This is a genomic window from Thermogemmatispora aurantia, assembly GCF_008974285.1.
Lineage (GTDB): Bacteria > Chloroflexota > Ktedonobacteria > Ktedonobacterales > Ktedonobacteraceae > Thermogemmatispora > Thermogemmatispora aurantia.
This window is the reverse complement of the sequence record NZ_BKZV01000001.1, coordinates 1,393,234-1,406,591: the sequence shown is the minus strand read 5'-3', so window position 1 is coordinate 1,406,591 and position 13,358 is coordinate 1,393,234. Positions and strand designations below refer to the sequence as shown.

Genomic DNA, 13,358 nt, shown 5'->3' with positions numbered 1-13,358 from the left:
ATGAATCAGGTAATTACGCATCCACCTGGCTCACTTGAGCTGATCAGCGGAGATTTCAAGGGGAAAGATATTCTTTCTCTTGATCAATTTTCAGCTGCCGATCTCTATAGAGTCTTCGCGTTAGCGCGCGAGATGAAAGAGTTGGTTCTTGCGAGTCAGCCTTCTCAACTGCTTGCTGGTCAACTCGTAGCCCTGTTGTTCTATGAACCCTCCAGCCGGACCTTCGGCTCTTTTGCGGCTGCGGTCAAGCGGCTTGGCGGGCAGACGCTTGATATCCAGAATCCCGAGGTGGTCAGCTCAGTCTGGAAAGGGGAGTCGTTTGAGGACACGATTAGCGTCTTCGGGGCCTATACGCAGGCGATTGTCCTGCGCCATCCGCTGCCGGGCGCGGCCCAACGGGCGGCGGAAGTGGCCAATGTGCCAGTGATTAATGCCGGTGATGGCAACAATGAGCACCCCACCCAGACGCTACTCGACCTCTTTACGATCTATGAGCAATTTGGGCGTCTTGATCATCTGAAGGGCCTGCTGGCCGGTGATCCGCTCAACAGCCGTACCCTGCACTCGCTCATCCGTGGCCTGGCCCTCTTTGAGGGCAATACTGTCTATCTCCTATCGCCCGAGGCGCTGCGTCTTACGCGCGACGATCTGCTCGCGCTGAGGTCCCGCGGCATCGAAATCGTGGAGATCCACAGTGAGCGAGAAATTCCTACTGACTGTCATTTCTGGTATTGGACGCGTATTCAGAAAGAACGTCTCTCATCTCTCGACGAATATCAACAATTGGCTGCTGCTTCGTTCCAGGTGACACCGGCGTTACTGGCTGAGCGTGCCAATCGCGAGATGATTCTGATGGACCCCTTGCCGCGTGTTGGGACGATCGATCCTGCCGTCGATAGCGATGAGCGCGCGGTCTATCTGCGTTCCCAGATCAGAAACGGTTTGTACACCCGCATGGCCTTGCTGGCGTTGATTCTGGGGAAAGCGTAGTGTCGTTGAAAGGACTTCCTGGATGCAGCAGAACATGGTAGATCGAACATTTCTGGTTGCGGAGAACCTCGCTGATCTCTCCCGTTTTGCACTTGATACCGGTGCCCGCCGCGGGAAGCTGGTGCTGGAGGATGGCACGATCTTTGAGGGCACGTCCTTTGGCTATGAGGCTTCCATTGCCGGTGAAGTCGTGTTTTGCACGGGGATGGTTGGCTATCCAGAGGCGATGACCGATGCCTCCTACGGGGGCCAGATTCTGGCCATGACCTATCCCCTGATTGGCAACTACGGGGTGCCGCAGTCGGAGCACTGGGAAGGTGAGCGCATTCATATCGCCGGACTGATCGTATCCGACTATATAGACACACCCTCTCACGCCCAGAGCGTCATGAGCCTGCGCTCCTGGCTGCAACAGCAGCAGGTGCCGGCCCTGGAAATCAAAGATACCCGTCTACTGACGCGGCATATCCGTACGCATGGGACGATGCTGGGCAAGATCGTTCTCGACGATGAGGATCTGCCCTTCTATGATCCGAACCTTGACAACCTGGTAGCGAGTGTCTCATGCCGGCAGGTTGAGCGTCTGGGTGAGGGCGATCTAACTATTGCCTTGATCGATTGTGGCACCAAGCACAATATTGTGCGCTCGCTGCTGAGACGCAATGTGCGCCTCGTCCGCGTCCCCTGGGACTATAACCTCTTTGACCAGGCCAGTACCTTTGAGTTCGACGGCATCGTGATCTCCAATGGGCCTGGCGATCCGAAGACAGTTCAAAAGACGATCCAGACGATTCAGATCGCGCTGGAGCGGGCGGTCCCGATGCTGGGCATCTGCCTGGGCCATCAGCTCTTAGCCCTGGCCGCTGGCGGCGATACCTATAAGATGAAGTTCGGGCATCGGAGCCAGAATCAGCCATGTCTGCTGAATGATAGCAAGCGCTGCTTTATCACAACTCAGAATCACGGTTTTGCGGTTGGGACCTTGCCACCAGGATTTGCTCCCTGGTTTATTAATGGGAACGATGGTACCAACGAGGGTATGATCCATCACGAGCTTCCCTTCTTCTCTGTGCAGTTCCATCCAGAGGCAAGGCCCGGTCCAATGGATACCGATTGGATCTTTGATCACTTCCTTGCTCGCGTTCGCATCGAAAAGGAGGCTCGCGGCTGACAATGAAAAAATTGCGCAAGGTGCTGGTCCTGGGCGCCGGGGCCCTCAAAATTGGGCAGGCCGGAGAGTTCGACTACTCCGGCTCCCAGGCCCTCAAAGCGCTGCGAGAAGAGGGGATCTCGACTATTCTGGTCAACCCCAACATCGCGACTATTCAGACCTCCAAGGAGCTGGCCGACCAGATCTACTTTCTGCCAGTCACTCCCTTCTTTGTGGAGCGCATCATCGAGAAGGAGCGCCCCGACGGTATCCTCCTCTCTTTCGGAGGGCAGACGGCGCTTAACTGCGGTGTCGAACTCTTCAAGAGCGGTGTTTTGGAGAAGTATCAGGTCGAGATTCTGGGCACGCCCGTCACGGCTATTATTCTGACAGAAGATCGCCAGGAATTCGCCGAACACCTGCATAAGATCAATATCCCGACGCCGATTAGTAAAAGTGCAGAATCACTGGAAGAAGCGCAAGAAATTGCTCAAACCATTGGCTTCCCGGTCATGCTGCGGGCTGGCTTCGCGCTGGGTGGCCAGGGGTCAGGTATTGCTCACAATATGGAAGAGTTGCGGCGCATCGTGACCAGTGCCCTGGCCTTCTCTCCGCAGGTGCTGGTCGAGCAATATCTGCACCACTATAAAGAGGTCGAGTATGAAGTTGTCCGTGATGCCTATGATAATTGCATCACGGTCTGCAACATGGAGAACATGGACCCGCTGGGCATCCACACCGGCGAGTCGGTAGTGCTCGCCCCTAGCCAGACGCTCACCAATAGCGAGTACCATACCCTGCGTTCGGCGGCAATTGCCATTGTCAGGAGCCTGGGCATCGTTGGGGAATGCAATGTCCAGTTTGCCCTCAATCCGCGCACGTCCGAGTACTACGTCATTGAGGTCAACGCGCGTCTCTCGCGCAGCTCGGCTCTGGCCAGCAAAGCAACTGGCTATCCGCTGGCCTATGTCGCTGCCAAGCTGGCTCTAGGCTATGCGCTCCCCGAGCTGACCAATAAGGTTACGGGTGTGACGCAAGCCTGCTTCGAGCCCAGCCTGGACTATGTGGTGGTCAAGATCCCTCGCTGGGACCTCGATAAGTTTAAGGGCGCCGACCAGACCATCGGTACCAGCATGAAGTCCGTTGGCGAGGTGATGGGGATTGGGCGCACCTTTGAGGAGGCCTATCAGAAGGCCATCCGCATGCTGGACCTCGGACTTGAGGGGGCGACCTCAAAGCGGGTCTTTCTGGAGGAGGGGAGCGAGGCCGCGATTATCGATAAGTATCTCTATACCCCTACTCCCAAGCGCATTTTCGCTCTGCCGGTGGCGATGCGCAACGGCTTCTCGATCGAGAAGATTAGCGATATTACGGGCATCGATCCCTGGTTCCTGTACCGCATTCGACACATTGTAAAGCTAGAAGAAGAACTGGAGCGCGATCGCGAGCTGACCGCTGCTCGTCTGTTGCTCTTAAAGCAGGCGGGCCTGTCTGATAAGCGCATTGGCGAACTAACTGGCAAGACAGAGCTGGAGATCCGGGCGCTGCGCCAACGCTACGGGGTCCTGCCCTCGGTTTTTCAAATTGATACCCTGGCGGGCGAGTTCCCGTCGGACACCAACTATCTGTATATGACCTATAATGGGCAGCATCACGACGTCGAGCCGCTGGGGCAGGAAGGCCTGGTAGTGCTTGGCTCCGGCCCCTATCGCATTGGCTCCTCCGTAGAATTTGACTGGAGCAGCGTCAACACGGTGCAGGCCCTCAAGAAGTACGATAAGCGCTCCATCGTCATCAACTGCAACCCGGAGACGGTCTCTACCGATTATGACATGTCGGATCGTCTCTACTTTGAGGAGCTAACCTTTGAGCGCATCGCCGACATCTGCGACTTTGAGAACCCTGCTGGGGTCATCGTCTCGGTCGGTGGACAGACTCCCAATAACCGGGTCAAGGCGCTGCATGACTACGGTATTCCCATCCTGGGCACCTCTGCCGAGCACATCGACCAGGCTGAGAATCGCTCGAAATTCTCGCAATTGCTGGATGAGCTGGGCATTCGTCAGCCAGCCTGGGATACCTTCGAAACCATCGAAGATATCCTCAGCTTCGCCGAGCGCGTTGGCTATCCGGTCCTGGTGCGCCCTTCGTACGTGCTCTCTGGCAGTGCCATGAATGTCTGCTACACTCCTGAACAACTGGAGCGCTACACCAGGTATGCGGCTGCCGTCTCACCCGACCATCCGGTAACCGTCACCAAGTTCTTCCAGAAAGTCAAGGAGGTCGAGCTGGATGCCGTCGCCCAGCGTGGCGAGATCAAGGCCTTTGTGATCTCCGAGCATGTGGAAAACGCCGGTGTGCACTCTGGAGACGCGACGATCGTCCTGCCTCCCCAGACCATTAATGCTGAGACCCTCCAACGCATCGAGGAGGCGGGACGGGCCATCGCGCGCGCCCTGGAGATCACCGGTCCCTTCAATGTCCAGTTCCTGGCCAAAGATAACCAGGTCTATGTGATCGAAGCCAACCTACGCGCCTCGCGTACCTTCCCCTTCATCTCGAAGGTCACAGGCATCAATCTGATCGAGTTGTTTGTCGATGCGCTCTTCCAGCAGGAGATCGCGCCCGTCACTATGCCCTCCCTCACCTTTACGGCGGTGAAGGCCCCTCAGTTCTCCTTCTCGCGTCTCACGGGCGCTGATCCCTTGCTGCGCGTTGAGATGGCCTCGACGGGTGAGGTGGCCTGCTTCGGCGAGGATCTGGAAGAGGCCTATCTCAAAGCGGTGATTGCTACCGGTGGGCATATTCCTCAGAAGGGCATCTTCATCAGCATCGGTAGCGAGGAGAAGAAGCAGAAGTTCCTGGAGACGGCCAGGTTGCTGGCTTCTCTGGGACTGCCGCTCTATGCCACCGAGAAAACCTGCGCTTTCCTGCATCAGCATGGAATCGAGGCGGAGATGCTCTTCAAGATTCACGAGCAAAGAGAGCCTAATGTTCTCTCTTACTTTCGAGAGCGCAAGATTGATCTCGCCATCAATGTGGTTGACAACTATGTGATGAAGGAGGTCGATGACAACTATACAATACGCCGTGCGGCAGTCGATTATAATATTCCGCTGCTGACCAAAGTCAAGCAGGTGCGTCTGTTCGCGCGGGCCATCGTCAACAAGGATCTGCGGGCGATCCCCATTAAGGCCTGGAACGAGTATTGAGGAGCGGTGCTATGCCAACAATCCTCAAGGGCGCGCTCGTGCTGCCCGATCGCATTCTCAATGGAACGATCACTGTAGTCGACGGTAGAATCGCCCGCATAGAAGAGGGTTTCTCTGACCGGGACGGAGGAGAGACCTTTGATTTCCGGGGAAAGTACCTGCTGCCCGGCTTGATCGAAGTGCATGGTCACATGCGTGAGCCGGGTCTAGAGTACAAGGAAGATATTGCTCATGGGACGCGAGCGGGTCTGGCCGGGGGCTATACCACGATCCTGGATATGCCCAACACCAGGCCGCCGACGACGACCGCAGCCCGGGTTGACGAGCAGATCCAGCGCTATGCAGCGCGCTCCTACTGTGACTTTGCCATCAATATGGGGGTCTCGCGCGAGGAGATCGATGAACTAAGGGCGGTCGATCCCACGAAGATCACCGGTGTCAAGATTTTCGCTGCCGGTCACCAAAGCGCGCCGACGACCATTCCGCGCCTGAGCGACCTGGCTCGCATCTTTGCCATTCTGGGCGAGCGGGGCCTGATGGCCATCGTCCATGCCGAAAATCAGGAGCTGATCGATTACTTTCTCTATCAGTATCGTGACATCGCAGGTCGGCACGATCCCGCGGCCTGGGGAGAGGTGCGTAACCTCGCCGTGGTGCTGACCTCAGTCCTAGAGATGATCTCGCTGGCCAGGTACTTCGGCGTGAAGCTCTACCTGCTGCACCTCTCGACACCCGAGGAGCTGGCAGCGGTCGACTTTGGTCGCCGCATTGGAGTGGAGGTCTATGGTGAGGTCACGACGGCCCATCTGGCCTTAAGCAGCGCCGATTATGCCCACTATGGCAATCTGATCAACATTGCGCCGGCCCTGCGCTCGCCGGAGGCGCAGGATCAGCTCTGGCAGCTGCTGCGCGCAGGGAGGATTGACACGGTGGTGACCGATCATGCACCTCATACACTGGCCGAGAAGCAGAAGGCCAGCGTATGGGAGGTGGCCTCGGGGATGCCTGGGCTGCAGGAGGCGGTCCCTGTCCTGGTAAGCAACTGGGTCAAGCGTTTTGGGAGAGAGACGCTGGAAGAGGGGCTGATCCGTATCGCTCAGGTCACCTCGGGTAATATCGCGCGCATCTTTGGCTTTGGGCAGAAAGGGACCCTGGCCATCGGTAAGGACGCTGATATTGTGGTGATTGATACTGAGCAACCCTGGAAAGTGAGGAAGGAAGACCTCTATACCAAAAATCAATGGTCGGTCTACGAGGGCCTGGAACTGATCGGACGCCCGGTAGCGACCTTTTTGCGTGGTCAGCTCGTTTACCGCGATGGCCAGATTATTGGTGAGCCCCAGGGCCAGCTGCTGAGGCGCACCGCTCTCTGATGAGATTCTGGCAAAGTGCCAGCGCAGACCCGTTGAGCAGGCTCTCCTTCCCCAAAAGGAGGAGGGCCTGCTCTCTTTCTATGAGGGCATGCTGCTGGCGAGGACCCCCTGAGCTGTAGTAGTGAAGTAGAGCCTTCCCGGTCTTGGGGAAGTCGTTGAGGGCGCAAGGCAGCCTAAGAGAAGGCGGTGGATTGCGGCTAGGGGAGGGGGCTTCATCATCGTTGCTGGTGGCAAAGAACCATTACCCACAACCATTACTTTGGTCATGCCTGCCAGGCGGATTCATTGTCAGAGCTGTGTAAATTAACTAAGATGTACAAGCGAAAAAATATTTCACGATACACTGTGGTGTACCCCCCCCGACGTGCCTGCGCGCTGAAGACTGGGTTGCACGTCGTTGCCGAAGAACAATCGCGGCTGGGCGATTGAAACAAAAGAGGATGTTGCATGAATCCTGAAGCTTTGATTGGAATGAAGCTGGGGACCTGCACGCTCCAGCGCTTGATCGGGCAGGGTGGTATGGGCGCGGTATTCCTGGCGCAGCAGTCGCGACCGCGCCGTCAGGTGGCTGTGAAGGTGCTCTTCCCGATGGCCTCGCTGACACCTCATCAGCTGGCAGCCTTTCTGGAGCGCTTCCGGCGCGAGACGGATGCCGCCGCCTCTCTGGAGCATCCCAATATTATGCCAGTCTATGAGTATGGGGAGCAGCAAGGCCTGGCCTACCTGGTCATGCCCTATATCAGCGGGGGGACACTGCGCGACGAGATGGAGCGTGAGGGGGCAATGGCCCTGCCCAAGGTGCTCAACTATCTTGAGCAGCTGGCCGCTGCCCTTGATTTTGCCCATGAGCGGGGCGTCATTCACCGTGATGTCAAACCGGCCAATATCTTGAAGACACCCGATGGCCGCTTGCTGCTGACCGATTTCGGTCTGGTGAAAATTATCTCTGAGGAGCGGGCGAGTCAGGTGCGTTTGACGGGGCCTGGGGCGCCGGTGGGCACGCCCGATTATATGTCTCCCGAGCAGGTGCTGGGGCAGCCAGTCGATGGGCGAGCCGATCTCTACTCGCTTGGAGTTATTCTCTATCAGATGGTGACCGGCGTGGCGCCCTTCCGGGGTGAGGCCCCGATGCAGATCGCTGCTCAGCATCTGCAGACTCCGCCCACGTCACCGCGTGTTTTTCGCCCTGATCTTCCTGTGGCTGCGGAGCAGGTGATCCTGCGCGCGCTCGCAAAGAATCCGGCAGATCGCTACTTCAGTGGCCAGGAAATGGCCCTGGCCTTTCGTCTGGCCCTGACTTCCGCCGGCATCAATGTCGATACGGGTCAAAATCCTGCCATTGCGGCGTTTGGCCTCTCGGGTAAGTTCGCTGTGCCTGGCAGTGCTGGTGGACTGCTTGACCCGCGCTGGCGAACGGCCAGTGCGCCCCAGCCTGCCGTCAATATAGCTTCCGTGCCGCAAGCGCAGGCTGCACAGGCGGCTTCTCCAATGCATGGCGCACCCGCTGGCGATCTGCCGGCGACGGCGACGGCCTTCCCTGCTCCTTCGCTGAAGCTGCCCGCGGCTGAGCCTCCTCGGCCCACGGCAAAGCTCCCTGCAGCCAGCAGCGCCAGTCACCGCGGTGGCCTACTCTCGCGCACTGGGATGTTCCCTCGCGTGGGCGCCGGCGTGATGCCGGAAAGCGCAACTGGTCAGGTCGGTCCGGTCACCAATGAACAGCCTGCTGTGCTCTGGTCGACTGAAGAGCAGCAGCCCAATTTCACCGATCCTTTGCCTTCTGTGGCCGCGCCTGCGGGTGATCAGGGAATCCAGCAGCTTTCGCCCGCCTTGTCGACAACGACGGGAGCGCTCGCTCCGGTGGCCCAGCAAACAGCCCCCTCGCCTCTGGTGAAATTGACCGGTCCTGTCAAGGTGGTCAAGGTTCCCGTGGCTGGCCAGCCAGGTCGCTATGTCACCGGCCTGTTGCCCCTGACTGCTCCCGGTAGAGGGCAGACGAATGGCGCCTCCAGAGGTGAACGTCGCCGGGCGCGCATGGTGGTGACCTTGATTGTAGCTGCGCTCATCCTGGTGGTCGGCTCCGGCCTCCTGCTGTGGGGCCATGTCCATAGCGGCCAGAGGATGGGACCCCAGGGAACGGCGACCCCAGCACTGCAATCAACAGCCTCACCGATGGCAACCGCGGCCAACGCCAGCGATGTGCTCTTCTCTGATCCACTGTCGCAGAATGTGCATGATTGGCCGACGACTCCGGCGGACACCTACGCCTTTAAGGATGGCGCGTATCACATCACGAACCATAGCCAGAAAGGGATCGCCGTTGTCCTTCAGTCGGCGCCTTTTACGGGACCGATGGGGTACAGCCTGACCATGCAGGAGGTTAAGGGCGACGACACTAATGTCAACAATTCCTTCGGCCTGATTCTGCGCTTCAGTCAGCAGACACGCGGTGGCGAAACGGTGACAACCTTCTATAGCTTCGAGGTCCAGAACATCAAAGGCGGTGAGTACCGCTTCTATAAGTATGACGATAGTCGCGGCCCCAATAACGCCTGGGGTACACCGATCTGGCGCAAGAAGTTTGGCAGTGAGTTCCACCAGGGGCAGGGACCCAGGAACGTCAATACCTTGAAGGTCTTCGCTAATGGCTCTAGCTTTACCTTCATTGTCAACGGCACAATAGTGGGCCAAACTAAGGATAACTCGCTCCCTTCGGGTACCGTGGGCATGCTGGTCAATCTGAACGGGACGGAGGTCGCTTTTAAGGATCTGCTGATTACGCGCAATTGATAGAGAATGCGATGGGCGCTGAAGCACTGCGTGGGATGGTCCTGGAAACGAGCACCCTGCGAGCAGGCTTTGTCAGAGAGGGGGAGAGGCCGTTGGTGGGGCGGCGCAGAGCTGCTGGACGTGGCAGGTAGGTAGATTGTGATGGTGGTGCTCTTTCTTCCTCTGACCTTTCTTGCTCCCGCGCTGCTTCCAGCGTTCCTGGACGGCTTGTAGCAGGATAAATAGCCAAAACGCGAGGGGGCGCTCGCTGCCTTTCATTACAAACTGCCCTGATCCTGGATCTGCTGGCGGCGCTGGCTTGCCCTGGAACTAGTAGCCGCCTCGCGCCAGGCGTTGGTGTAGCTAGCAGGCACTTTGTCACGAGAGGGAGGACAGCAGGGGATGCATCCATCTCAGAGTCCAGATCAATCACGCCCACGACGGAGTCTCTTTGATCCTATCTGGCAGTTGCAAAGCGCGCAGAATGCCGCGGACCCCTCAGCGGCTAATGCCGCCACGAATGCTGCTCCCCAGCACGGACGTGGGGAGGAGGCGGCTGCAGGTAACGCTCTGCCTGGGGGAGGGGAGACTGCCGCTGGCTCGGGGACACTCAGCTCCCGTCCGGTGCGCAAGCTTGGTTTGCTGAGCGCTGCTCGCCTCCAGGCCGAGACTAACATACTGACTGGCCCTACGGCAGGTGAGATGCAGGTAAACCAGATGCCTTTCCCTGGCGAAGGGCAACTGTTGCAAACACAAATGCCGGCGGCCAATGTAGGGTCTCCATCTCCCTTCGCTCCTGCTACCTTCTCCTCAGCCGCCGCTGGCGCGGGGACTATGGCGGATGCGAGTGCTGAGGCGTCAACGCTGGCCCTGAATCAAAGCGCTCTCTTCCAGAATCGGCAGATAACCGATGCTTCCGCCTTTGGCGAGGGTTCACAGGCGCCGCTCGCTCAGCAGGGAGTCTCGCAGATGACCTCGGCGGCTGGTACGGATGCGACCGAGATCCAGCTGCCTTTTCCCACGCCGGCCCCAACCTCTCTTACGGGCTTCTCTCCTAATGTCACACGCGTCCTGGCCCCGTTCACTGGCCCACTTCCTGGAGCCACAAGCACCCTTCCCAGAACAACTGGTGCCCTAGGCCCCTCTCCTTTTATCGAGGCTGGAGGTAGTAAGAATACGGCTGCGCTGACCGGAGCGCTGCGCCTGGTGCAGATTCCTGTTGCTGGCCAGCCGGGACGCTACGTGACCAGTATGTTGCCTGTCTTGACCGAGCCAATGCAGCCGCCTCCTGCACAGGGTGACTCGGCCCAGAGGGGTTTCTCGCCAGCGTCGCTCTGGAGAGAGAAGCGGAATCTGCTCATCTTGTTCTGCGTCTTACTCGTAGTGCTCACCGGGTCCGGCTTGCTTATGCTCGCCCGTCTGCATGCCAACCCGGCCCCACAGGCGAGGATGGGATCTGTCACTGCGGCGGTGGCAACGGGGACCGCGGCGGTCAACGGAACGCCGACGCCCACCGTTATCATGGAGGACCCGCTGGAGCAGAATATCCACAACTGGCCCGTTGTCACCACCGGCTCACGCCTCTTTGTCTTCAAGGATGGGGCCTATCACATCATTAACAATGACGACAATAATATGGCCGTGGCTATCTTGCCCGACGCTCCTGGGCCATTGCTGAGCAGCTCGCTGGCCTATACCCTGACAATGCAGGAGATTAAAGGTGATGATGGCTCGATCAATAACCAGTTTGGCATGATTATTCGTTACAGCCAGCAGTCCAAGGGGGGCAAGGTAACAACTCAGTTTTACGCCTTCGAGGTGCGCAACACCAGCGATGGCGAATATCAGTTCTGGAAGTTTAATAGCTCCGCCCCCGAAGATAGTCGCTGGACAAAGATCTGGTCGAAGAGCTTTGGCAAGGAGTACCACCAGGGGCATGGCTCAAAGGCCACCAATACTATCAAAATCGTGGCGAGCGGCAAGAATTTTACTTTCTATGTGAACGGCAAAAAGGTGGGAACAGCTCAAGATGGCTCGATTCCTTCTGGCTCTCTGGGGCTGCTTGTGAACCTGAAGGGAACGGAGGTGGCTTTCTCCAACTTGCTCGTGACAACTCCTTGAGCTGATCGTTTTCAGTAACGGGGAACGGTAGTCGTTTTTCCTCATCGAAATTTGCCCACTTGTGGGCCTGTGGCTGGAGGCAGTATTTTGAGAGCGATCTTTGTCTGGCTGACACTGATTATCACGGCGTTTCTGTTCCTACTCAATCTTGGGCTTGTGATTGTCTTTAGGAAGCGCAAGAAGACAGAGGTGCTATCCTATATCGGCGCTGGTTTGATTGAGCTGGCGGTCTTCTGCGTAGTGCTCCTCTTCCACCTGGGCGTGCTGACCTCTATCCCCTTTCATCTGCCGCCTGGCCTGAGCTTCAATCGTGCGGAGATCGCTGCAGCGCTGGCCCTGGGAATCGGCCTTTTCCCTGCAGCCTATTGGCACCGGGTATCTATGGCCCAGCTGCGCGCTCGCATGGAGCAAGATGCCCGATTGATGAAGATGCGCAGTGACGGGGGTGTGCGGATCAAGACCCCCGAGGAGTGGATGACCTGAGCAGGGCGGTGGCTTCCATGCCACCTTTTGCTCTGCCAACCTTGCTCGTCTGAACGCCCGCCGTCGCTGAGGCGCTGAGCGATCTGCTCTGTTGCTCGCCGATCGCCTGTAACTCAGACCCCCTCCTTGCTGCCAACTACTACCCTCTCGCCGAGGTCTTCCCCCACACCGCAGGCTGTCAGCCTCTCTGCCCGGTCTTACTCAAGACTGATCTGCAGCAAGCCTGCCTTTATATCTCTGCGCTCTTCTTTCCTCCATGCTTCCTCTATCGCTTTGGATGTGGCTGCTCTACCTGCGTTTTTCTATAGCAAATAGCTCGGTTCATCGGCCAATTGTAGCTGTCCTTGACAAAGGGGTCCCTTGCGTGTTATACAATATAGCAATTAGTTATAATTGTGGGAGGTAAACGGATGCATTCCGATCCTCGGCAGTTTGCCGTAGCCAATCCATTTAGGCAAGAGGTGGAGGAATGGCAACGGGAAGCAGCAATTGTCACTCGTGATCTGGTGCGTGTCTTTGGCCAGAAGGTAGCGGTCAATCACCTCAACCTGGTGGTGAAGCGTGGCGAATTCTTCGGGTTTTTGGGTCCCAATGGGGCCGGTAAATCCACTACCATCAAAATGATGGTTGGTTTGCTGCGTCCGACGACGGGCCGGGTCTGGGTGGCTGGCGTTGATGTCTGGCGAGAGCCGCTGCAAGCCCGTCGCCTGATGGGCGTGCTACCAGAGCAGCTCAATCTCTACGAGCGCTTAACCGGACGTGAGTTCTTGACCTTCACCGGCCATATGTATGAGTTACCGAAAGGGGAGATCGAACGGCGCTCGTCCGAGCTGCTGCGCTTACTGGCGCTGGAGGAGGACGCCGATAAGCTCATCATTGACTATTCGGTAGGGATGCGCAAGAAAATTGCCCTGGCGGCGGCCCTGATCCATAATCCTCAGGTGCTTTTCCTGGACGAGCCATTTGAGGGAATCGATCCAGTAAGCTCGCGAGTGATTCGCGATATTCTGCAAGACCTGACAAGGCGCGGGACAACGATCTTCTTCTCCTCCCATATTATGGAGCTGGTCGAGCGTCTCTGCTCGCGTGTGGGGATTATCAACCAGGGGGTGCTTGTAGCAGAAGGGACCCTTCAGGAGCTGCGAGCGCGGGCTAGCGGCACCGGCGATATGCCGCGCGATGCCACTCTGGAAGACATTTTCTTGAATGTGATCGGGGTGCGCAACGAGGAACACAACTTGAGCTGGCTTGAATAAAGAGGAG

At 57.8% G+C, this 13,358-nt stretch carries 8 protein-coding genes; all 8 read left to right on the top strand.

The features are described 5' to 3' along the window. The 8 genes from pyrB to KTAU_RS05405 all read left to right on the top strand — a co-directional run bounded on the left by pyrB (nt 1) and on the right by KTAU_RS05405 (nt 13,351). Nucleotides 1–990 carry an aspartate carbamoyltransferase gene (pyrB, locus tag KTAU_RS05440; RefSeq protein WP_151727376.1) on the top strand — a complete coding sequence of 330 codons (990 nt, stop codon included), beginning with the start codon at nt 1–3 and terminating at the stop codon, nt 988–990. A 34-nt stretch (nt 991–1,024) separates the two neighbouring features. Further along, nucleotides 1,025–2,161 (top strand): glutamine-hydrolyzing carbamoyl-phosphate synthase small subunit, encoded by a 1,137-nt coding sequence (gene carA / locus KTAU_RS05435; RefSeq protein WP_151727375.1) that lies wholly within the window; start codon nt 1,025–1,027, stop codon nt 2,159–2,161. Between the two features lie 2 nt (nt 2,162–2,163). Then, nucleotides 2,164–5,352 (top strand): carbamoyl-phosphate synthase (glutamine-hydrolyzing) large subunit, encoded by a 3,189-nt coding sequence (carB, locus tag KTAU_RS05430; protein ID WP_151727374.1) that lies wholly within the window; start codon nt 2,164–2,166, stop codon nt 5,350–5,352. 11 nt (nt 5,353–5,363) lie between these two features. Continuing rightward, on the top strand, nt 5,364–6,725 hold the full coding sequence (locus KTAU_RS05425) for a dihydroorotase (protein ID WP_151727373.1): 1,362 nt from the start codon (nt 5,364–5,366) through the stop codon (nt 6,723–6,725). A 447-nt stretch (nt 6,726–7,172) separates the two neighbouring features. Further along, the gene (locus KTAU_RS05420; protein WP_151727372.1) at nt 7,173–9,512 is read left to right on the top strand and encodes a serine/threonine protein kinase; all 2,340 of its coding nucleotides are present in this window, start codon (nt 7,173–7,175) and stop codon (nt 9,510–9,512) included. A 381-nt stretch (nt 9,513–9,893) separates the two neighbouring features. Continuing rightward, nucleotides 9,894–11,612 carry a hypothetical protein gene (locus tag KTAU_RS05415; protein ID WP_151727371.1) on the top strand — a complete coding sequence of 573 codons (1,719 nt, stop codon included), beginning with the start codon at nt 9,894–9,896 and terminating at the stop codon, nt 11,610–11,612. An 87-nt stretch (nt 11,613–11,699) separates the two neighbouring features. After that, nucleotides 11,700–12,095: a hypothetical protein gene (locus KTAU_RS05410; protein WP_069806111.1), complete on the top strand. Its 396-nt coding sequence runs from the start codon at nt 11,700–11,702 to the stop codon at nt 12,093–12,095. 410 nt (nt 12,096–12,505) lie between these two features. Then, nucleotides 12,506–13,351 carry an ABC transporter ATP-binding protein gene (locus KTAU_RS05405; RefSeq protein WP_151727370.1) on the top strand — a complete coding sequence of 282 codons (846 nt, stop codon included), beginning with the start codon at nt 12,506–12,508 and terminating at the stop codon, nt 13,349–13,351. The last annotated feature ends 7 nt before the right edge of the window (nt 13,352–13,358 follow it).